The following is a 21,605-nucleotide window of genomic DNA, read 5'->3' on the forward strand; positions in this document are numbered from 1 at the left end:
GGAATGGATCACCACTGCAAATCCAACCGGTCCAGCCCGTGGAAATGGTAGACATCCTTGACCACCGGTGTCTTCGCCAGCCTCAGGCCAGCAAGGCGCTCGAACAGGATCGGTAGCACGACGTTGAGCTCCAGCCGCGCCAGCGGCGCGCCGATGCAGAAATGAATGCCGGCGCCGAAGGAGAGGTTCGCCGCCTCGCTGCGGTCGGGCTTGAAGGTCAGCGGATCGGTGAATTTTGCCGGGTCGAGATTGGCGGCGGCGAGGATGAGGCTCACCTTGTCGCCGCGCTTGAAGGAGACCCCGTCGATTTCGGCAGGTTCCAGGGCCCAGCGCTGGAAGATGTGGACCGGCGCGCAGATGCGCAAGGTTTCCTCGACGGTGCGCTCCGTCGTCGCCTCGTCCCGAAAGAGTTCCGCCGGATCGCAGCCGCTGTCGAGGATGGTGCGTACGGAATTGCCGATCTGGTGCACGGTTGCCTCGTGCCCGGCATTGAGCAGCACGATCGTCGTCGAGACGAGCTCCTCCTCGGTCAGATACTGGCCCTTGTGCTCGGTATGGATCATGTGGGTCAGCAGGTCGTCGCGTGGTTCGGCGCGGCGTTCTGTGATGACCGTCTTGACGTAGTCGGAAAATTCCTTGGCCGCCCGTTCGGCCTCTTCCTCCTGCTCGCGCGTGCGGCCGAACATGTACATGCGGACATAGGCGTGCGACCAGGTAAGCAGTTGCGGTCCCACCTCTTCGGGAATGCCGATCATCCGGGCGATCATCGTCACCGGGATGATGTCGGCAAAGGCCGAGAGCAGCTCGACCTCACGTTTCTCCGCGAAGCCGTCGATCAGCCGATTGGCGAGTTCGGCAAGCTCCGGTTTCATCTTCTCGACATGGCGGGAAACGAAGGCGCGGTTGACGAGCGTGCGCAGCCGCGTGTGCTCCGGCGGTTCGAGTTCGAGCAGGGAATAACGTTCCGAGAGATCGAAACTGGCAAGATGCGGCATCGGCTCGGCAAGGCCGAGTTCCTCGCGGCTGGCGATATGCAGGATCTGCCGGCCAAAGCGGCGGTCGCGCAGCAGGCCGTTCACATGGTCGTAACCCGTGAAGAACCACTGCTTTTGCTCGCTCCAGTAGAAGGTCGGGCAATGGGCGTGAAGTGCGTCATAGACGGCATTCGGGTTGCTATAGAAGGCCGGGTTGCGACTATCAAGCGAGACATGACGGTTGGCGCGGTCGATCGAGAGAAAGGATGGGATCATCATGCCCCGAGGCTTAGCGGATTTGCCGAACCTCGGAAAGATGCGGGGTGAGGGATCCCGGACTACCCCGCCCGTGACAGCGTCCCCATGCGTCGCAGCGCCTCGACCTGGTCGTCGACCGTCGGCACGAGTTCGCCGGCGGTGCTGGTCGGCGTGGCCGGTGCAGGGGCTGCGGCCTCCGCTTCGCCAAAGGTGACCGTGCAGTTGCGGCCGGCGGCCTTCGCCGCATAGAGCGCCCGGTCGGCGGCCGAGATCAGTTTGTCGATATTGGCTTCGATCGACGAGGCGAGGGCGATGCCGATGCTGACCGTGACCGGAACGATCGCTTCGCCGGTGCTGACGGGAAGACGGCAGAATTCGGTGCGGATCGCTTCGGCGATCGCCTCGGCTTCCGTCTGGTCCGTAACCGCGGCGAAGGCGGCGAATTCCTCGCCGCCCATGCGGCCGAAGATGTTGTTCGGAATATACTGGCGGGCCATGCGCGCAAAGGCGGTCAGCACGGCATCGCCGGACTGGTGGCCGAAACGGTCGTTGACGCGCTTGAAATGGTCGAGGTCGAAGAGAATCACCGCGACCTGGCGCTCCTCGTTATGAGCTCTTTCCTGGATGCCGTCGAAATAGCCGAGCAGGCCGCGACGGTTGAGCACACCGGTCAGCGAATCGGTCAGGGTGAGGGCACGCAGGTGCCGTTCGGAACGCTCCATGATCAGCCGGCAAGTGAACGCGAAGGCGATGGTCAGCAGGAACGCGCTGGCCATGGCGGAGGCGCCGCCGAGATTGGTCGCCTCGATATCGCTCGGCAGCGTCAGCGCCATCATCAGCGCCGAGCCGAAGCACAGGCAGCCCTGGATGACGAACACGCCCATCAGCTTGACGCGGGTACGCTCGCGGCGCATGTCACCGGCGGCGACTGCCATGGCAAGTGCCGTCGCACCCGTCGCCGAAGCAAGGTTATAGAGCACCACCCGGTTTGAATAATCGCTGTTGACCCAGGGCAGGAAGACCCCGGCGAGCCAGATGACCGGCGGCAGCAGCGCCCACCATTCGATCCGCTTGCGGTCGAGCGCCAGAAAACCCGCCACCCAGGCGCTCTGGCCGAGCAGGGCGATGGCATTGCCCGCTTCTATGGAAAGCACGCTGGGGATTTCGCCGCGCAGCGCGACCATCGCAAAGCCAACGCCGGTCAGGAGGAAGCCCAAGCCCCAATAGAGATAGGCCTCGTTCCTGACGTTATGGCGCCAGGCGACGAACAGCACCAAAGCGAGCGTCATGGCCTCTGAACACCAGATGGCGAGACCTGTAGCAATATTGAACACGGCAGCAACCCCTTGTCTGTCCGTTCGCATCCTTGCCGAGGAAGCTCGCCAGTTCCTTAATGTCGCTGCGCTGCGGCATTGTTTTAGGCCGATATCTGCCGGTAGGCTTTCCGTTGGGTAAACGTGTATGAGTATTGTCGAATAGAGTAAGCCTTCCTTCATCCTGTCATGGAGAAAAACGGGGGGAGGCCGTACCAAGGGCTCGCCGTTAACAGGCGTTTGGGGGAAAGAGGCCCAATGCATGTCGCCCGGAAGTGTGCAGCGGTTCCGAGATAACGACATGCATGAAAAGAAGGAGCTTAGCCGCCTTGCCCCGCCTTCTTAACGTTATCCTCATGCGTGTCTTGAAGAGGAGGGCCGGGACACTCTATGTAGGGGTAAGATATTTTTCTTTGATTCCCGGCGCCGGCCGGCGAGACGTTGACAAAGGACGCACATGAGAAACCCAGTCGATACCGCAATGGCCCTCGTGCCGATGGTCGTGGAACAGACCAACCGCGGTGAACGCTCCTACGACATCTATTCCCGCCTGTTGAAGGAACGCATCATCTTCCTGACGGGTGCCGTCGAAGACCATATGGCGACGCTCGTCTGCGCCCAGCTGCTCTTCCTCGAGGCCGAAAACCCGAAGAAGGAAATCGCCCTCTACATCAATTCGCCCGGTGGCGTCGTCACCGCCGGCATGGCGATCTACGATACGATGCAGTTCATCAAGCCCGCGGTTTCGACGCTCTGCATCGGCCAGGCCGCATCCATGGGCTCGCTGCTGCTGGCTGCCGGCCACAAGGACATGCGCTTTGCGACGCCGAATTCCCGCATCATGGTGCACCAGCCCTCGGGCGGCTTCCAGGGCCAGGCTTCGGACATCGAGCGCCATGCCCGCGACATCCTCAAGATGAAGCGCCGCCTGAACGAGGTCTATGTCAAGCACACCGGCCGCACCTACGAGGAAGTTGAAAAGACGCTCGATCGTGACCATTTCATGGATGCGGACGAAGCCCAGAGCTGGGGCGTGATCGACAAGGTCCTGACGTCGCGCCTCGAAATGGAAGGCGAACAGGCCTAGTAATTAATAGGGATGGTGTTTTCCTCGCCACAGTTCTATCCCATTTGTGATTGAACAAGGGCTTTCATGCGGCGACGAAGACGCTAATAGTAACTATTAATGCTATGTTGAATTTTTATGACATAGCATTCGGCATTCGAAGGGGAGTTCGTTGCCGCCGGGACCAGGACATGATTGGTTGGGCCCGGTTCGTACCCCCTGAAGCCCTTCTCGGCAAAGGCTCCGGAAACGGAGTGCCGCCAGGAGCTGATAGAGTGGACCGCGATTTCGCCTTGAAATGCGGCGTGCTGGAAGGAAAGTGATATGAGCAAGGTCAGCGGCAGCAACGGCGGCGACTCCAAGAACACTCTTTATTGTTCGTTCTGCGGAAAGAGCCAGCACGAAGTCCGGAAACTGATTGCCGGACCGACCGTCTTCATCTGCGATGAATGCGTCGAATTGTGCATGGACATCATCCGTGAGGAAAACAAGTCCTCGATGGTCAAGTCCCGCGACGGCGTTCCGACGCCCCAGGACATCATCAAGGTCCTCGACGAATACGTTATCGGCCAGCGGCAGGCGAAGAAGATCCTGTCGGTTGCCGTTCACAACCATTACAAGCGCCTGGCGCACGCCTCCAAGAACGGCGAAGTCGAGCTGGCGAAGTCGAACATCATGCTCGTCGGCCCGACCGGCTGCGGCAAGACCTATCTTGCCCAGACGCTCGCCCGCATCATCGACGTTCCCTTCACCATGGCCGATGCGACGACGCTGACCGAGGCCGGTTATGTCGGCGAGGATGTCGAAAACATCATCCTGAAGCTGCTGCAGTCGGCCGACTACAACGTCGAGCGTGCGCAACGCGGCATCGTCTACATCGACGAAGTCGACAAGATTTCGCGCAAGTCCGACAACCCGTCGATCACCCGTGACGTCTCGGGCGAGGGCGTGCAGCAGGCGCTGCTGAAGATCATGGAAGGCACGGTCGCTTCCGTTCCGCCGCAGGGCGGCCGCAAGCACCCGCAGCAGGAATTCCTGCAGGTCGACACGACGAACATCCTGTTCATCTGCGGCGGCGCTTTTGCCGGCCTCGACAAGATCATCTCTGCCCGTGGCGAGAAGACCTCGATCGGCTTCGGCGCTAGCGTCAAGTCGCAGGATGACCGCCGCGTCGGCGAGGTCCTGCGCGAACTGGAGCCGGAAGACCTGGTCAAATTCGGCCTCATCCCTGAGTTCATCGGCCGTCTGCCCGTTCTGGCGACGCTCGAGGACCTCGATGAGGACGCGCTGATCCAGATCCTGTCCGAGCCGAAGAATGCGCTGATCAAGCAGTATCAGCGCCTGTTCGAGATGGAGGATGTGGAACTGAACTTCCACGAGGATGCTCTGCGCGAAATCGCCCGTAAGGCGATCGTGCGCAAGACCGGCGCTCGCGGCCTTCGCTCGATCATGGAGAAGATCCTGCTCGACACGATGTTCGAACTGCCGACGCTGGAAGGCGTGCGCGAGGTCGTCATCTCCGAGGAAGTGGTGCGCGGTTCGGCCCGTCCGCTTTACATCTATGCCGATCGCCAGGAAGAAAAAGCCAACGCTTCGGCGTGAGCTTATGGCTTTTGTGTGATTATTTTGGGGGCTTGCCATAGGCAGGCCCCTTTCTATTTGAAAATCCATGCGAAGCGCTGTTAGTATTTGCCGGTGGGAACCGAAATTGCCTTTGCCGATGTTGCGCAAGGGGTCGTGCTTGGCAATGATGCAATGATCCGTAAGTCTCTTGCTGGCGTTTGCATTTTAGCCGGGTCGGAAGTGGTAAGCGCCGGTCCAGCCACGCGCTTCATAGTGTTGGCGTTCCGTTGTAATAAAGCTGTCACATCCGAGGGACGCGGGCGTTAGCGTGGCTTGAAAAGCGTAGTCAGAACCTCCACTTGTAGCAACAAGTGAGAGTGCCGGCCGGTCCCAAGCGGCCGTGCAGAGAGCCCGGCAACGGGACGATGGAAAGGACATAAAATGACGAAGAAAACGTCTGTAGCGAGCAGCACTGCCTACCCTGTTCTGCCCCTGCGCGACATCGTGGTTTTCCCGCATATGATCGTGCCGCTGTTCGTCGGACGGGAAAAGTCGATCCGTGCGCTCGAAGAGGTCATGGGGTCCGACAAGCAGATCATGCTGGTGACGCAGATCAACGCCAGCGACGACGATCCGGATCCTTCCGCGATCCACAATGTCGGCACCGTGGCGAACGTGCTGCAGCTCTTGAAGCTGCCCGACGGCACCGTGAAGGTTCTGGTCGAAGGTCGCGCCCGCGCCGAGATCGACACTTATACCAGCCGCGAGGATTTCTATGAGGCGCTCGGCCATGTGCTCGAGGAGCCGCATGACGATCCGGTCGAACTGGAAGCCCTGTCGCGTTCGGTCGTCTCCGAATTCGAGAGCTACGTGAAGCTCAACAAGAAGATTTCGCCCGAAGTGGTCGGCGCCGCCAGCCAGATCGACGACTATTCCAAGCTCGCCGATACGGTCGCCTCGCATCTGTCGATCAAGATCACCGAGAAGCAGGAGATGCTGGAGACCACCAGCGTCAAGCAGCGCCTCGAAAAGGCCCTCGGCTTCATGGAAGGCGAGATCTCGGTTCTGCAGGTCGAAAAGCGCATCCGCTCGCGTGTCAAGCGCCAGATGGAGAAGACCCAGCGCGAATACTACCTCAATGAACAGATGAAGGCGATCCAGAAGGAACTCGGCGACGGCGAAGAAGGCCGCGACGAGATGAGCGAACTGGAAGAGCGCATCTCCAAGACCAAGCTGTCCAAGGAAGCCCGTGAAAAGGCCGATGCGGAGCTGAAGAAGCTGCGCCAGATGAGCCCGATGTCGGCGGAAGCCACCGTCGTGCGCAATTATCTGGACTGGCTGCTCGGCATTCCCTGGGGCAAGAAGTCGAAGATCAAGGCTGATCTCAACAATGCCGAGAAGATCCTCGAAGCTGATCACTTCGGTCTCGACAAGGTCAAGGAGCGCATCGTCGAATATCTGGCCGTGCAGGCCCGTGCCACCAAGATCAAAGGCCCGATCCTCTGCCTCGTCGGCCCTCCGGGCGTCGGCAAGACCTCGCTCGCCCAGTCGATCGCCAAGGCGACCGGCCGTGAGTATGTCCGCATGGCGCTTGGCGGCGTTCGCGACGAAGCCGAAATCCGCGGTCACCGCCGCACCTATATCGGCTCGATGCCCGGCAAGGTCATCCAGTCGATGAAGAAGGCGAAGAAGTCCAACCCGCTGTTCTTGCTCGACGAAATCGACAAGCTCGGCCAGGACTATCGCGGCGATCCGTCTTCGGCTCTGCTCGAAGTGCTCGATCCGGCGCAGAACATGACCTTCATGGATCACTATCTGGAAGTCGAATACGACCTGTCGGATGTGATGTTCATCACGACGGCGAATACGCTGAATATTCCAGCGCCTCTGATGGACCGCATGGAGATCATCCGTATCGCCGGCTACACCGAGGATGAAAAGCGCGAAATCGCCAAGCGGCACCTGCTGCCGAAGGCCATCAAGGAACATGCGTTGCAGCCGGAAGAATTCTCGGTCAGCGACGACGCCCTGATGGCAATCAGCCAGCAGTACACCCGTGAAGCCGGCGTCCGCAACTTCGAGCGCGAGCTGATGAAACTCGCCCGTAAGGCGGTCACCGAGATCATCAAGGGCAAGACGAAGGCCGTTCACGTGACGGCTGCCAACATCTCCGACTATCTGGGCGTCCCGCGCTTCCGCCATGGCGAAGCCGAGGGCGAGGATCAAGTCGGCGTCGTGACCGGTCTTGCCTGGACGGAAGTTGGTGGCGAGCTGCTGACCATCGAAGGTGTGATGATGCCGGGCAAGGGCCGCATGACGGTCACCGGCAATCTGAAGGAAGTCATGAAGGAATCGATCTCGGCAGCGGCGTCCTATGTCCGCTCGCGCGCCGTCGATTTCGGCATCGAGCCGCCGCGCTTCGACAAGAGCGACATCCACGTGCACGTGCCGGAAGGCGCAACGCCGAAGGATGGCCCCTCGGCCGGCGTCGCCATGGCAACCGCGATCGTCTCGATCATGACCGGCATCCCGGTGGACAGGCATGTGGCCATGACCGGTGAAATCACCCTTCGCGGCCGTGTGCTGCCGATCGGCGGTCTCAAGGAAAAGCTGCTCGCAGCGCTTCGCGGCGGCATCAAGAAGGTGCTGATTCCGGAGGAAAACGCCAAGGACCTGGCGGAGATTCCTGATAACGTGAAGAACAACATGGAGATCATCCCGGTATCCCGCATGGGCGAGGTGATCAAGCATGCGCTGATCCGGCGGCCGGAGCCGATCGAATGGGACGGCACGGTGGAAACGCCGGTCATCACATCGGTCGAAGGCCTCGATGAGACGGGCGCAACCATAGCGCATTGAGTGGCCTTTGCCACATTTATGCCCAATTGGCGCAAAACACGGAAAAAGGCTGGCGAAAACGCCAGCCTTTTTTGTGAAAACGTCATGTAGACGCTTGCTTTTCCTTGATTTGCAGGGCTTTTGGGTTTTCGGCGGGCCTGATGAAACCTATTCTGCGCCTAGCTTACTTTTGAGTCGTTTCATACCATTTAGAAAGGGGTGGAAACATGAACAAGAATGAACTCGTGTCCGCAGTAGCCGAAAAGGCAGGACTGACGAAGTCTGACGCGGCTTCCGCTGTTGACGCGGTTTTCGACGTTGTCCAGGCTGAACTCAAGAACAAGGGCGACATTCGCCTCGCGGGTTTCGGCAGCTTCACCGTTTCTCATCGTGCCGCAACGAAGGGCCGTAACCCGTCGACGGGCGCTGAAGTCGACATTCCGGCTCGCAACGTGCCGAAATTCACGCCCGGCAAGGGCCTGAAGGACGCCGTCAACGGCTGATCTGATATTATCCGTCAGCCGGAAACGAGACCGGTTGTGCAGGATTTGAGAGGGGTTCGGCTTTGCCGGACCCCTTTTGCTTTGGCTAGCCTTGCTGTCGCCCGGGCTTTGATCTACGACGTTTCTGTTCTCAGGGCGGGGTGAAACTCCCCACCGGCGGTAAGGGTTTCGGCTCGAGCCCGCGAGCGCCTGCTCTCGTGTCCAAGCGGGGGAAGGGCCAGCAGATCCGGTGCGATTCCGGAGCCGACGGTAAAAGTCCGGATGGAAGAGAATGAGTGTCGGTCGTGCAAAGGGCGGGGATCCGCCATGTCGCTCGTGTCCGTGCCTCATGCGTCCTGATTTATGTTGGTCCCACTGCATAATTCCTTAAATCGGAATCGATTTAAAGATAAAATTATGCAGCGATTTAAAGTGCTACAGCGTCCTTTGCGCGTCTGAAAAGACGCGCGGCGCTGTAGTTTGGATGAAAGACATGAATCAGACTTCCCTTGCAGTCTCGCCGTCCCGCGCCGTTGTCGGTGCCATCTGGATGGTGCTTGCCGGCATTGCCTTTTCGCTTCTCAACGTCGTCACCCAATGGCTGACGATGAAGCTTGCCTTTCCCTCGGCGTCGGCAGCTTTCTGGCAATATGGCTTCGCCTTCCTGTTTTCGCTGCCGTTCCTTAAGAGGCTCGGCCTTGCGGCGATGCGCACGGACTATCCCTGGCGTCACCTCGCGCGCGTCGCGCTTGCCGCGCTCGGCGTCGAAGCTTGGGTCGCCGGCCTTGCCGCGGTGCCGATCTGGCAGGCGATCGCACTGGTGATGACCTCGCCCTTCTTCATCATTCTGGGCGCCCGGCTTTTCCTGGGTGAGCGCGTCGGCCCGGCCCGCTGGGCTGCGACGGCTGCGGGTTTCACCGGAGCGATGATCATCCTGCAGCCATGGTCGGACGGCTTTGGCTGGGCGGCTCTCTTGCCTGTGCTTTCGGCGCTGCTTTGGGGCGCCTCGTCGCTGATCACCAAGAGCCTGACGGGTATCGAACGACCGGAGACGATCACCGTCTGGCTGCTCGTTCTGCTGACGCCGATAAATGGCGGGCTGGCGCTTGCGGCAGGCTTTGCAGTGCCGACGGGCGCAACCCTTGCCCTGTTCCTGCTGGCGGGGCTGCTGACTGCCGCAGCGCAGTATTTCCTGACGCTCGCCTATGCAGCCGCTGATGCCGCCTATGTCCAGCCGTTCGACGATCTGAAGCTGCCGTTGAACGTACTGGCGGGTTGGCTGTTCTTCGGTTATGCGCCGGCGGGTTATCTCTGGCTGGGAGCGGCTCTCATCCTGTCTGCTTCGCTGTTCATCATGCGAAACGAGATGCGCCGGGAGCGCAAACCAGCCTGACGTGATCAGGTGCAAAATGCCGCATCTGTCATGCCTCTGTCATGCCGCGCGCGCAGAAAACTCCTGTTTCGAATGTTCGACACATGGGGGATTTCATGACAATTTCATCGCGCAAGGCAGTGCTCGCTGCCGTGCTTCTCGCATCCGTTGCTTTTCCGGCCGCGGCCGAACCGGTTTTCAACCGCATCGCTTCCTTCCCGGTCGCAGAGAACCTGCCGGCTGACAAGGACAAGCTGTCGGTGAGCTCCGCCGAAATCATCACCGCGACCGACGACGGCAACACGCTGATCTATAGCGACAGCCCGCTCGGCGCGATCGGCTTCATCGATATTACCGATGCCAAGGCACCGAAGGCCGGCGGCGCGGTGATGATGGACGGCGAGCCGACATCGGTCACCTCCAGCGCCGGCAAGGCGCTCGTTGCTGTCAACACCTCCGAAAGCAAGGCGAAGCCCTCGGGCCGTCTCGCGATCGTCGACGTGGCGACCAAGAAGATCGAGAACACCTGCGATCTCGGCGGCCAGCCGGATTCGATCGCCCTCAACAAGGACAAGATGCTCGGCGCCATCGCAATCGAAAACGAGCGCGACGAAGACGTCAATGACGGCAAGATCCCGCAAATGCCGCCCGGCGACCTCGTCGTCTTCCAGGTCAAGAACGGCACCGTCGATTGCGGCACTATCAAGCACGTGGCGCTGACCGGGCTTGGCGGCGTCGCCCCTGAAGATCCGGAGCCGGAATTCGTCGCCTTCAACGGCCTGAACGAAATTGCTCTGACATTGCAGGAGAACAATGAGATCGTCATCATCGACGCCAACACGGCTGACGTGAAGACGCATTTCTCCGCCGGCAGCGTCGATCTTTCCGGCATCGACACCAAGCGTGACGGCGCCCTGAAATTCTCGGGCGAAGCCAAGGGCGTGCTGCGCGAGCCCGACGCCGTGAAGTGGCTGGACGACAACCGCCTCGTCGTCGCCAATGAAGGCGACTACCAGGGCGGCTCGCGTGGTTTCACCATCTTCGACAAGACGGGCAAACTTCTCTACGAATCAGGCGCCTCCTTCGAACGCGCCGTTGCCCATATCGGCCACTATCCGGAAAGCCGTTCGGGATCGAAGGGCGTCGAGCCGGAAGGCCTTGAAGCCGCCAAGTTCGGCGACGATCAGTATTTCTTCCTGCTCGCCGAGCGTGCTTCGGTCGTCGGCGTTTTCAAGGATACCGGCGCCGATCCCGAACTCATCCAGCTCTTGCCGTCGGGCATTTCGCCGGAAGGCGCGATCGCCATTCCCGCGCGTAATCTTTTTGCGACCGCCAACGAGCTCGACCTCGGCAAGGACGGCGGCGCGCGCTCGCATGTGATGATCTACGAGCGCTCGGAAGGCGAAAAGGCCTATCCGCAGATCGTCTCTGCCGAAAAGGACGGCAATCCGATTGGCTTCGCAGCCCTTTCGGGTCTCGCCGCCGTTCCGGGCAAGCCGGGCATGCTCTACGCCGTCAGCGACAGCGTTCTGGGCTCGCAGCCGACGATCTACACGATCGATGCCAGCAAGAAGCCGGCCGTCATCACCGACGCCCTCGTCGTCAAGCGTGACGGCGCCCCGGCCCAGAAGCTCGACATCGAAGGCATCGCGGCTGCTGCCGATGGCTCCTTCTGGCTCGCCTCGGAAGGTTACAGTGAGCGTCTCGTCCCGCACGCGCTCTACAACGTCAATGCCAAGGGCGAAATCAAGGCCGAGGTCGCCCTGCCGAAGGAGCTCGTCGCCAACGAAATCCGTTACGGCTTCGAAGGCGTGACCATTGTCGGCACCGGCGACGATGCGACGCTGTGGATGGCGGTCCAGCGCGAGTGGAGCGACGACGAGAAGGGTTTCGTCAAGCTCGTCTCCTACAATCCGAAGAAGAAGGAATGGGGTGCTGTGCGCTATCCGCTCGACAGGACGGAAAGCGGCTGGGTCGGTCTGTCGGAAATCTCGGCTCAGGGCGACAGCGTCTTCATCATCGAGCGCGACAACCTCGTCGGTGATGCCGCCAGGCTGAAGAAGCTCTACAAGGTCGCGATATCGGACCTGAAGCCCGCCAAGCTCGGCGGTGAACTGCCGGTCGTCAAGAAGACTGAAGCCCATGACTTCCTCGGCGAACTGAAGACCGCGACCAATGGCTATGTGCTGGACAAGCTTGAAGGCTTCACCTTCGACGCGTCGGGCAAGCCCTACGCGGTCACCGACAATGACGGCGTCAGCGAATCCTCCGGCGAGACCCTGTTCTTCCCGGTTGACCTGGTCGGCACCAACTGAGCCCACCAACTGACCTTGACGGATCGATAATATGCAAATGGCCGGGCGAAAACCCGGCCATTTGCATTTTGGAGTGTTGGACGCCTACCAGCGCTGATGCACATGCGGCGCGATCAGCCGCTCGTAGATCTCGTGTGTTGCCGCCATGACATCGGCCGACAGCGGCGCAAGGTCGGCGGCGGCCGCGTTGGCCCTGGCTTGCTCGCCATTGCGGGCACCGGGGATGACGACGGTGACGGCATCGCTCATCAGGATCCAGCGGAGCGCCAAGGCTGCCATGGTCGCGCCCGCGGGCACCAGCTTGCGCACCTCTTCCACCGCCTGCAGGCCGACCTCGAAGGGCACGCCGGCAAAGGTCTCGCCGACATCGAAGGCTTCGCCGTTGCGGTTGAAATTGCGATGGTCGTCGCTGGCAAAATGTGTGTCCGGGGTGATCTTGCCGGAGAGAAGACCGCTTGCGAGCGGCACACGGGCGATGATCGCCACATTCCTGCGGCGTGCTTCCTGGAAGAACAGGTGATCGGGGCGCTGGCGGAAGATGTTGTAGATGATCTGGATGCTGACGACGCCGGGATATTCGATCGCCTTCAGCCCGTCCTCGACCTTTTCGACGCTGACGCCGTAACACTTGATCTTGCCGGCCTTCTGCAGCGCGTCCAGGCCCTCGAAGACCTCCGGCTGGTAAAGCACGTCGCGGGGCGGGCAGTGGAGCTGCACGAGGTCGAGACTGTCGACGGCAAGATTCGTCAGGCTGCGGTCGATGAAACCTTCGAGATTAGCCTTGGTGTAACCTTCCGCGACATGCGGGTTGAGGCGGCGGCCCGCCTTGGTGGCGACCATCGGGCGCTTGCCCCCACGCGACTTCAGCACGTCGGCAATGATCTTTTCCGAGCGGCCGTCGCCATAGACGTCCGCCGTGTCGATGAATGTCATGCCGGCATCGAGCGCGGCATTCAGCGCCGCGCGTCCGTCGGCCTCGCTGATATCGCCCCAGGAGCCGCCGATCTGCCAGGCGCCGAAGCCGACATTGGTGACGGTGAAGGCCATGCGGCCAAAAGCATGGTGTTTCATGAAAAATCCTCCCTACTGCATGTCGCCCGGAAGTGTGCGGGGACAACGACATGCATAAAAACAAAGAGCCAAAGCACGTCGCATGATTCAAGCAAGATGCGACGCGCTGATGAAAGGCAATGGCACTATCAGCCAGGTGACACCGCGGCAATTGTCGATCCGGCTTTGATTGGTCGCCCCGATGAAATATCGTTCTGCTACAAGGCTTCAACCGCATGGATGGAAAAGGAAAGATCATGGAGATCAAACCCGCCGGCTCTCGCCCCTCGACGAAGCCACCGGCCGACTATTTCACCGGCGCCGTTCGCCAGGATCCGCTGATGGAGACGCCGGCGCCGGCACGGGCGAGGGCGGTCTCCGTCACCTTCGAACCCGGCGCCCGCACGGCCTGGCATACGCATCCGCTCGGCCAGACGCTGATCGTGACATCAGGCAAGGGCCTCGCCCAGAGCTGGGGCGGGGAGATCCGCGAGATCCGCGCCGGCGATACCGTCTGGTTCTCGCCGGGCGAAAAACATTGGCATGGTGCTGCCCCGGATACGGCGATGACGCACATCGCCATCCATGAAGCGCTGGACGGCAGCCACGTCGACTGGATGGAAAAAGTCAGCGACGAGCAATATTCCGGCCATGCGTAAAGCATGTCACGCAAAAGTGTGCAGCGGTTTTGCGGTGAAGACATGCGCAAGACCAAAGACCTAAAGCGCGTGAAGCGAATCTGAAAGATCGCGCCGCGCTTTAGACTGATCAGAGCCGCTTCACGCAATAGGAAAAATGCGCGTGCGATTCGACCGTCAGGAACTCGAATTGCCAGCCGTAATCCTTGCAGAATTTGGTGACCGCCTCGACGACGCCATAGACGATCGGCTTGACCGTATTGCCGGTGCAGAAATCATGCCCGGCAATGCGCCCCGTCCGCTTCACCTTCTTTTCGCAGAGCAGCAGTTCCTGCCAGGTGAGCTCGAAGGAATGATCGGTATCGATATAGGCCCAGTCGAGGAAATCGTCCTCGAATTCGGCAAGCTTCTCGAGCGATGTGCCTTGCATCAGATGCAGCCGGCCGGCCTCGATCTCGGCCGCGAAATTCGTGTGGATCGCGTCAAGCCCGGAGCTGTAGCGATCCATCGACCAGGGATCGATGAGGTAGAGCTGCGCCGGGCGATTCTTTTCCAGGATCTCCGCCGTGTATTCGCCGAAGGCGGCTCCCACCTCGACACCGATGCCACCGTTCGGAATCCGGTAGAGCAGCTCGCCACGATCCGGCAGCAATCGGGCGTTTTCCATATGATGGGCGTTGAGCGGGGTGCGCGGCATGCTCGCCCGGAGCGCCTGCCTTTCTTCACGTGTCTTCATCTCTGATCTCGGGATTGCGGGCGACTGACGGCCCTGATGCGGTTTGACGGGAAGGTAGGAGCAGCCGGCACCGATGACAACCGCATGACAGGAATTTGCTTCTTTCGAACAAACCGCTAAGTTCCATCTGTGAACTGACGAAAAAGCCTCGGGAGGAGCGATTTCATGAGACGCATGTGGCCTGAAGAATTCAACACCATCATCAGCGGAGCTGAGGAGGTGATGTTGGAAACACCAGCCGAGGCCGGCGAAGCGCCGCTGCAGCGCAAGGCGCTGAAGGCGCGAATCACCATGCAGGATTACGAGCGGATCTGGCCGCTCGCCGAGATGCGCTTCCGGCTTGGCGAAAGAGATGGCAAGGCCATCACGCTGATCACCACCAACCCCCACTATCATCCCTGGCACCCGAAGGACGGCGGCAGCGTCGATTCCGTGTCGGACAGTGGCCGCCATTACAAGACGGATTATCTCGTCGTGCACTTCCTGCTCGACGACGTGAAGGAAACGTCTCCCGCCTGAGGTGCTGAGGCCCGGTGCGGCCGGAAGCCGCACCGGCGTCCTGTGGAAGCCAAGTTGATCCCGACGCTGATGACAACAGCGGCGATATCGCTAAGCTTAGCGAAACATATCCTTACGAAATTGGAGGTTCCCGTGACGGGCAACGTGCTGGATATCCCGGTCAAAACAGTGGATGGTCGTGAGACCACGCTCAACGAATACAAGGGCAGGGTGCTCTTGGTCGTCAATGTGGCCTCGAAATGTGGGCTGACAGTCCAATATGAGGGGCTGGAAAAGCTCTATGGGGAAAAGCGCGAGCGCGGCTTCGTCATCGCCGCCTTTCCCGCCAACGACTTCAAGGGCCAGGAGCCCGGCACCGACGCCGAGATCCTCGATTTCTGCACCAGCACCTACGACGTCACCTTCCCGATCTTCTCGAAGATTTCGGTCAAGGGCGAAGCCCAGCACCCGCTTTACCGCCAACTGACCAAGTCGGGCGTGAAGACGACGGGCGACGGCCCGATGCGCGAACGCTTGAAATCCCACGGGATGACCGGCAGCGATGAGGACGACATCCTCTGGAACTTCGAAAAATTCCTGATCGGCCGCGACGGCAAAGTCGCCGCCCGCTTCGCGCCTGACGTGACGGCGGATGATTCGCGGCTGGTTTCGGCGGTGGAGAAAGAACTGGCGAAGGCATGAATAGTAGGGGATGGGCATCCTCCAAACAGCGAGGCATGCCCATTGCCCCGATCACGCCGTCACATCTGCGTCAGAGAAAATGAGAAGGCGCATCGGGCGCCGCTCATAAATGAAACGCGGTTTTGGAAAAACGAAAACGTATATTTATCGCCACTTTGACCGCTGTCTCTGAAAGACGCGGGGAATCGGCTGATTGTGCTTAAGACGCCGCGCTGGCTGGCTTTGCTGATTTCCAGGCTGCAGGCTGAATTGTCTGCATCGACCGAAAAATTAATCGGAAGATCTGACGGCATTCTCAGGAGATATGTTCTGGCTTCACGTGCCGGAGTTTCTCCCGAGGTTGTAATCGCCTGATCCCCGGCAGACAGGAACACCTCTTGCGCCGGCTCTCTGGCAATGCACGGCGGCGCAGCCACGCTGGCGAGAAGCAGCGTAGAGATGATGGCAACGGTTTTCATGAGGTGTCTCCTGACAAAACACCTTGCGCAGATCGTGGCCGGATTAGCGAGCTAATTCGGGAGCCTAACTCTGATGAACAAGCAGCAGGAAACTCTAGAAATGGTGGGCGATGACGGACTCGAACCGCCGACATCCTCGGTGTAAACGAGGCGCTCTACCAACTGAGCTAATCGCCCATCGCAAACGAAGCCGGATCGGCCTGCCGCGTTGGTGGCCGTGATCTATGCGGATCGCGGCAAAACCGCAAGAGTGTTTGTGAAGATTTTTTGATTTTTTTGGTGGTGGTCCCGTGTCTTGCAATGACGCTTAGGCTCGGCTCGGCTGTGGAAAAGTGAGGGGAGGGCGGCGAGCATCCCCGTTTCGAAGGCGTTGCGTCTGCGGCTGAGCATTGCTGCCGAAGACGGAAGTGCCGGCTTTTGTTCGTCTGGCACCCAACCCGCCGAAACAATTCGCGGACTGTCATTGTTTTGTCTCCAAACCTGCTTGACACTAAAAGGCGAACCCCGTAGTTAGCCGCTCATCGAAACGGGCAGCCGTTTTGGAGAGGGTGCGAAGGCATCCGGACTGCTTGAAATGAATTGCGGGTGTAGCTCAGTTGGTTAGAGTGCCGGCCTGTCACGCCGGAGGTCGCGGGTTCGAGCCCCGTCACTCGCGCCATTTCAAGTCTTGTAAAACGCAAATGCGATTTGTCGTTTGTCCGGTTGTCTTCATCCTCGCGGCCGCAAAATGGCCGATTAATGCGCGGGTGTAGCTCAGTCGGTTAGAGTGCCGGCCTGTCACGCCGGAGGTCGCGGGTTCGAGCCCCGTCACTCGCGCCATTCTCTCTTGAAAGCCATGCAGTTTCCAGTGGTCAGCCATGCGCGCTGAAGCGGCTTGCGCGGATTTGTCGCGACATCGTTGTATGTGCTTGATAGTGTCCCTCGGATACTCGTCGAATTGCCTCTGTAAAAGTCTTGCGCCGGGGCGTCGGCTGCGCTAACCACGGCTTGTTGCAACGCACGTTCGCTTGCCGGGCATTTGCCCAAATGCGCCGCCTGGCGTCTCCGGCAAGCAGGGATGAACATGATGACTGAACTGCTCAGTTCTTATATTCCGATCGCTATCTTCATTGCTATTGCGCTCGTTATCGGCCTGGCGCTGCTCATTGCGCCGTTCGCCGTGGCTTTCAAAGCGCCCGATTCGGAAAAGCTCTCGGCTTACGAATGCGGCTTCAACGCTTTCGATGACGCCCGCATGAAGTTCGACATCCGCTTCTATCTCGTGTCGATTCTCTTCATCATCTTCGACCTCGAAGTCGCCTTCCTCTTTCCCTGGGCCGTGTCTTTCGGCGCTATCGGCTGGTTCGGCTTCTGGTCCATGATGGTCTTCCTTCTCGTGCTGACCATCGGCTTTATCTATGAATGGAAGAAGGGAGCCCTGGAATGGGAGTAGCCCCTGTGAGCAATCAGCCGCTTGTGGCCCAGCAGCCGAAGGGGATCATCGATCCCTCGACCGGCAAGCCGATCGGCAGCAACGACCCATTTTTTGGCGAGATCAATAACGAGCTTGCCGACAAGGGGTTTCTCGTCACCTCGACCGACGAACTGATCAACTGGGCCCGCACGGGCTCGTTGATGTGGATGACCTTCGGTCTTGCCTGCTGCGCCGTCGAAATGATGCAGCTGTCGATGCCGCGTTATGACGTCGAGCGCTTCGGTTTTGCGCCGCGCGCCTCGCCGCGCCAGTCCGACGTGATGATCGTCGCCGGTACGCTGACCAACAAGATGGCGCCGGCGCTCCGCAAGGTCTACGACCAGATGCCCGAGCCGCGTTATGTTATCTCGATGGGCTCCTGCGCCAATGGCGGCGGCTATTATCACTATTCCTATTCGGTGGTGCGCGGCTGCGACCGCATCGTGCCGATCGACATCTACGTGCCGGGCTGTCCCCCCACGGCAGAGGCGCTGCTTTATGGCGTGCTTCTGCTGCAGAAGAAGATCCGGCGTACCGGCACGATCGAACGCTAAGGGTTAAGGACAAGGCATATGAGTGAAGCCCTGACTGAGCTTGCGTCCTACCTTGGCGAAGCGCGCGGTAATCTGATCGCCGCATCGCAGATGAAGTATGGCGAACTGACGGTGACGACGACGGGTGAGAACCTGATCGCGCTGCTGACCTTCCTGCGTGATGACGCCAAATGCGGTTTCGTCAACCTGATCGATATTTGCGGGGTCGACTGGCCGCAGCGCGAGCTGCGTTTCGACGTCGTCTATCACCTGCTGTCGCCGAAGAAGAACCTGCGTATCCGCGTCAAGGTCGCGACCGACGAGGATACGCCGGTTCCGTCGGCTTGCCCCGTCTATCCGGGCGCCGACTGGTTCGAGCGCGAGACCTGGGACATGTATGGTGTGCTCTTCACCGGCCATCCGGACCTGCGTCGCATCCTGACCGACTACGGCTTCGAAGGCCATCCGCTGCGCAAGGACTTCCCGACGACCGGTTTCGTCGAGGTTCGCTATGACGATGCGGCAAAGCGCGTCGTTTACGAGCCGGTGGAACTGAAGCAGGAATTCCGCAACTTCGACTTTATGTCGCCCTGGGAAGGCACGGAGTATGTGCTGCCCGGCGATGAAAAAGCGAAACAATAAATTCAAGGCGGCTGGTGGGCTTGGCCCGCCATTCACTGGTTATCTGAGAACGCGAGCCCATCGCCATGACAGAACACAACGTTCGCAACTTCAATATCAACTTCGGACCGCAGCATCCGGCGGCGCACGGCGTTCTTCGTCTTGTCCTGGAGCTTGACGGCGAAATTGTGGAGCGTGTCGATCCGCATATCGGCCTTTTGCATCGCGGCACCGAGAAGCTGATCGAGACCAAGACCTATCTTCAGGCAGTGCCCTATTTCGATCGCCTCGATTACGTCGCGCCGATGAACCAGGAACATGCCTATGCGATGGCGGTCGAAAAGCTGCTCGGCATCGAGATCCCGATTCGCGGCCAGCTGATCCGCGTTCTCTATTCGGAAATCGGCCGTATCCTCTCGCACCTCCTGAACGTCACGACGCAGGCTATGGACGTCGGCGCGCTGACGCCGCCGCTCTGGGGCTTCGAAGAGCGCGAAAAGCTGATGGTGTTCTACGAGCGCGCCAGCGGCTCGCGCATGCATGCCGCTTATATCCGTCCGGGCGGCGTCCACCAGGATCTGCCCGAACAGCTCGTGCAGGATATCGGCGCCTGGTGCGATCCGTTCCTGAAGGCGCTCGACGACATCGACAACCTGTTGACCGGCAACCGTATCTTCAAGCAGCGTAACGTCGATATCGGCGTTGTCTCGCTGGAGGAATGCTGGGCCTGGGGCTTCTCCGGCGTCATGGTGCGTGGTTCGGGTGCTGCCTGGGATCTGCGTCGCGCCCAGCCCTATGAATGTTATTCCGATCTCGAATTCGACATCCCGATCGGCAAGAATGGCGACAACTACGACCGTTATCTGATCCGCATGATCGAGATGCGCGAATCGGTCCGCATCATGAAGCAATGCGTCAACCGGCTGCTCTCGGATGCCAAGACCGGTCCATTCTCGTCGATCGACGGCAAGGTCGTGCCGCCGAAGCGCGGCGAGATGAAGCGCTCGATGGAAGCGCTGATCCACCACTTCAAACTCTATACCGAAGGCTACCACGTGCCGGCCGGCGAGGTTTACGCCGCCGTCGAGGCGCCGAAGGGCGAGTTCGGCGTCTATCTCGTCTCGGATGGCACCAACAGGCCTTATCGCTGCAAGATCCGCGCCCCGGGTTATGCCCATCTGCAGGCGATGGACTTCATGTGCCGCGGTCACCAGCTTGCCGACGTGGCGGCCGTGCTCGGCTCGCTCGACATCGTCTTCGGCGAGGTGGATCGCTGATGCAGCTTCTGCCGCTGGCCGTCGCAATCCTTCTTTCGGCATCCGGGGTTTCGGCTCAGGAGTCCGATAACCTCGGCACGCCGCTGGGCCATAAGGAAGAGACGCCGCCGGCGCAGCAATCATCCATGGGCGAGCTTTTGTCCAAGGGCTATCAGATCAAGGCTGCCATTCCGAACGGCAGCAAATTCGTAGTATTTATGCAAAAAGACCAGTCGGCCTATGCCTGCGAAATGCAGTCTTTGACCGCTTCGCGGTGTGGAACCCTAAACTGACAAGGCGTGAGGAAGAATGTCCGTTCGTCGATTAGCCGAAGATCAATTCCAGCCTGCCGCATTCGCCTTCAGCGATGACAATGCGGTCTGGGCGGACAAGACGATCCAGAAATACCCCGCCGGTCGCCAGCAATCGGCGGTCATTCCGCTGTTGATGCGGGCGCAGGAGCAGGACGGCTGGGTCACGCGCGCGGCGATCGAAAAGATCGCCGACATGCTCGACATGGCCTATATAAGAGTGCTCGAGGTCGCGACCTTCTATACGCAGTTCCAGCTGCATCCTGTGGGAACGCGCGCCCATGTCCAAGTCTGCGGCACGACGCCCTGCATGCTGCGCGGCTCGGAAGCGCTGATGTCGGTCTGCAAGAGCAAGATCCATGCCCATGCCTTCGAGCGCAATGCCGAAGGCACGCTGTCCTGGGAAGAGGTCGAATGTCTCGGGGCTTGTGTCAACGCCCCGATGGTGATGATCGGCAAGGACACCTATGAGGACCTGACGCCCGAGCGTCTCGAAGAAATCATCGACGTCTTTGCCGCCGGCAATGGCGCCAGCATCAAGCCCGGCACCCAGATCGACCGGGTGTTTTCGGCGCCTGAAGGCGGCCTGACGTCGCTGACGACGGAAGAGCCGAAGGCAAGGACGCGCGCCAAGAAGGCCGACGCCGAAACCGTGTCGGCTCCGGTCGACCGCGCTCCGGTTCCGCCCTCCGAGGCGGCCCGCCCGAAGAGCACCGATGCCGAGACCAATGCTGCCCTGAAGACGCCGGCAACGGCGCCGAAGGCGGCTGCGAAAAACGCAAAGGCAGCCGAGCAGCAGCCGATATCAGGCACTGCAGCCGCCGAACCGGCGCCGAAAGCTGCCGTCAAGGCCGAGGCTGCCCCGGCGGCAAAGCCTGCCCTGACCGACAAGAACCGTCCGGCGGGCGTCGAAAAGCCCGCCGCACCGGATGATCTGAAGATGATCTCGGGTGTTGGCCCGAAGATCGAGGCGACGTTGAACGAAATCGGCATCTTCACCTTCGCGCAGGTCGCAGGCTGGAAGAAGGCCGAACGCGAATGGGTCGACGGCTACCTGAACTTCCGCGGCCGCATCGAGCGCGATGACTGGGTCAAGCAGGCCAAGGCGCTCGCCAAGGGCGGGGAAGCGGAATATATCAAGGTCTTCGGCAAGAAGCCGCGGTAAGAG

Annotated in this window: 20 protein-coding genes, 3 tRNA genes and 1 riboswitch; of the genes, 17 read left to right on the forward strand and 6 right to left on the reverse strand. The window is 60.3% G+C overall.

Features of this window, described 5'->3' with window-relative positions; all coding sequences use genetic code 11:
• Positions 1–8: 8 nt before the first annotated feature.
• A complete protein-coding gene (locus tag J3P73_RS09440; protein ID WP_130771335.1) occupies positions 9–1,253 on the reverse strand; it encodes a cytochrome P450 in 1,245 nt (414 codons plus the stop codon).
• 59 nt (positions 1,254–1,312) lie between these two features.
• A complete protein-coding gene (locus J3P73_RS09445) occupies positions 1,313–2,728 on the reverse strand; it encodes a sensor domain-containing diguanylate cyclase (RefSeq protein WP_197726567.1) in 1,416 nt (471 codons plus the stop codon).
• 274 nt (positions 2,729–3,002) lie between these two features.
• Between J3P73_RS09445 and clpP the strand changes: the two genes are divergently transcribed.
• From clpP to J3P73_RS09475, 6 genes are all read left to right on the forward strand, one after another.
• Positions 3,003–3,632, forward strand: coding sequence for an ATP-dependent Clp endopeptidase proteolytic subunit ClpP (gene clpP / locus J3P73_RS09450; protein WP_003547334.1), 630 nt, complete (start codon positions 3,003–3,005; stop codon positions 3,630–3,632).
• 303 nt (positions 3,633–3,935) lie between these two features.
• Positions 3,936–5,213 carry an ATP-dependent Clp protease ATP-binding subunit ClpX gene (gene clpX, locus J3P73_RS09455; protein WP_003547337.1) on the forward strand — a complete coding sequence of 426 codons (1,278 nt, stop codon included), beginning with the start codon at positions 3,936–3,938 and terminating at the stop codon, positions 5,211–5,213.
• Between the two features lie 402 nt (positions 5,214–5,615).
• Positions 5,616–8,033 (forward strand): endopeptidase La, encoded by a 2,418-nt coding sequence (gene lon / locus J3P73_RS09460; protein WP_003547341.1) that lies wholly within the window; start codon positions 5,616–5,618, stop codon positions 8,031–8,033.
• Between the two features lie 206 nt (positions 8,034–8,239).
• Positions 8,240–8,515: a DNA-binding protein HupB gene (gene hupB / locus J3P73_RS09465; protein WP_003558438.1), complete on the forward strand. Its 276-nt coding sequence runs from the start codon at positions 8,240–8,242 to the stop codon at positions 8,513–8,515.
• Between the two features lie 122 nt (positions 8,516–8,637).
• Positions 8,638–8,792, forward strand: a riboswitch (FMN riboswitch).
• A gap of 186 nt (positions 8,793–8,978) precedes the next feature.
• Positions 8,979–9,887 (forward strand): riboflavin transporter RibN, encoded by a 909-nt coding sequence (gene ribN, locus J3P73_RS09470; protein WP_032989047.1) that lies wholly within the window; start codon positions 8,979–8,981, stop codon positions 9,885–9,887.
• Between the two features lie 83 nt (positions 9,888–9,970).
• The gene (locus tag J3P73_RS09475) at positions 9,971–12,181 is read left to right on the forward strand and encodes an esterase-like activity of phytase family protein (RefSeq protein WP_024321121.1); all 2,211 of its coding nucleotides are present in this window, start codon (positions 9,971–9,973) and stop codon (positions 12,179–12,181) included.
• Between the two features lie 84 nt (positions 12,182–12,265).
• Here the strand turns inward: J3P73_RS09475 and J3P73_RS09480 are convergent, their stop codons facing one another.
• Complete coding sequence (locus J3P73_RS09480) at positions 12,266–13,252, reverse strand: aldo/keto reductase (RefSeq protein WP_130691032.1); 987 nt, start codon at positions 13,250–13,252, stop codon at positions 12,266–12,268.
• 236 nt (positions 13,253–13,488) lie between these two features.
• On the opposite strand from J3P73_RS09480, the gene J3P73_RS09485 reads away from it, so the two are divergent.
• Entirely contained in the window at positions 13,489–13,890 is a 402-nt protein-coding gene (locus J3P73_RS09485; protein WP_024321119.1) for a (R)-mandelonitrile lyase, read from the forward strand.
• 109 nt (positions 13,891–13,999) lie between these two features.
• Here J3P73_RS09485 and J3P73_RS09490 read toward each other — a convergent pair whose 3' ends face one another.
• Entirely contained in the window at positions 14,000–14,605 is a 606-nt protein-coding gene (locus J3P73_RS09490; protein ID WP_130691030.1) for a class I SAM-dependent methyltransferase, read from the reverse strand.
• 165 nt (positions 14,606–14,770) lie between these two features.
• Between J3P73_RS09490 and J3P73_RS09495 the strand changes: the two genes are divergently transcribed.
• Together J3P73_RS09495 and J3P73_RS09500 are read left to right on the forward strand one after the other, a co-directional pair.
• On the forward strand, positions 14,771–15,124 hold the full coding sequence (locus J3P73_RS09495) for a hypothetical protein (protein ID WP_130661352.1): 354 nt from the start codon (positions 14,771–14,773) through the stop codon (positions 15,122–15,124).
• Positions 15,125–15,256: 132 nt separating this feature from the next.
• Positions 15,257–15,805, forward strand: coding sequence for a glutathione peroxidase (locus J3P73_RS09500; protein ID WP_018069462.1), 549 nt, complete (start codon positions 15,257–15,259; stop codon positions 15,803–15,805).
• A 59-nt stretch (positions 15,806–15,864) separates the two neighbouring features.
• On the opposite strand, the gene J3P73_RS09505 is transcribed toward J3P73_RS09500, so the two are convergent.
• Positions 15,865–16,263: a hypothetical protein gene (locus J3P73_RS09505; RefSeq protein WP_018069463.1), complete on the reverse strand. Its 399-nt coding sequence runs from the start codon at positions 16,261–16,263 to the stop codon at positions 15,865–15,867.
• A gap of 101 nt (positions 16,264–16,364) precedes the next feature.
• Positions 16,365–16,440: transfer RNA gene (locus J3P73_RS09510), tRNA-Val, on the reverse strand.
• A 404-nt stretch (positions 16,441–16,844) separates the two neighbouring features.
• Between J3P73_RS09510 and J3P73_RS09515 the strand changes: the two genes are divergently transcribed.
• The 8 genes from J3P73_RS09515 (at position 16,845) to J3P73_RS09550 (ending at position 21,602) form a co-directional block, all read left to right on the forward strand.
• Positions 16,845–16,921 (forward strand) — tRNA-Asp (locus J3P73_RS09515).
• A gap of 84 nt (positions 16,922–17,005) precedes the next feature.
• Positions 17,006–17,082: transfer RNA gene (locus tag J3P73_RS09520), tRNA-Asp, on the forward strand.
• A 247-nt stretch (positions 17,083–17,329) separates the two neighbouring features.
• Positions 17,330–17,695: an NADH-quinone oxidoreductase subunit A gene (locus J3P73_RS09525; protein WP_010055493.1), complete on the forward strand. Its 366-nt coding sequence runs from the start codon at positions 17,330–17,332 to the stop codon at positions 17,693–17,695.
• A complete protein-coding gene (locus J3P73_RS09530; protein WP_003547368.1) occupies positions 17,686–18,270 on the forward strand; it encodes a NuoB/complex I 20 kDa subunit family protein in 585 nt (194 codons plus the stop codon). The genes J3P73_RS09525 and J3P73_RS09530 overlap by 10 nt, the downstream gene beginning before the upstream one ends.
• Positions 18,271–18,288: 18 nt before the next feature.
• Positions 18,289–18,891: an NADH-quinone oxidoreductase subunit C gene (locus tag J3P73_RS09535; protein WP_018069464.1), complete on the forward strand. Its 603-nt coding sequence runs from the start codon at positions 18,289–18,291 to the stop codon at positions 18,889–18,891.
• A 65-nt stretch (positions 18,892–18,956) separates the two neighbouring features.
• Positions 18,957–20,147: an NADH-quinone oxidoreductase subunit D gene (locus J3P73_RS09540; RefSeq protein WP_018069465.1), complete on the forward strand. Its 1,191-nt coding sequence runs from the start codon at positions 18,957–18,959 to the stop codon at positions 20,145–20,147.
• Complete coding sequence (locus J3P73_RS09545) at positions 20,147–20,419, forward strand: hypothetical protein (RefSeq protein WP_003547374.1); 273 nt, start codon at positions 20,147–20,149, stop codon at positions 20,417–20,419. Before J3P73_RS09540 ends, J3P73_RS09545 begins: the two co-directional genes overlap by 1 nt.
• Before the next feature lie 16 nt (positions 20,420–20,435).
• Positions 20,436–21,602, forward strand: coding sequence for an NADH-quinone oxidoreductase subunit E (locus J3P73_RS09550; RefSeq protein WP_018069467.1), 1,167 nt, complete (start codon positions 20,436–20,438; stop codon positions 21,600–21,602).
• The last annotated feature ends 3 nt before the right edge of the window (positions 21,603–21,605 follow it).

This window comes from Rhizobium ruizarguesonis, assembly GCF_017357285.1.
In the GTDB taxonomy this organism is placed as follows: domain Bacteria; phylum Pseudomonadota; class Alphaproteobacteria; order Rhizobiales; family Rhizobiaceae; genus Rhizobium; species Rhizobium ruizarguesonis.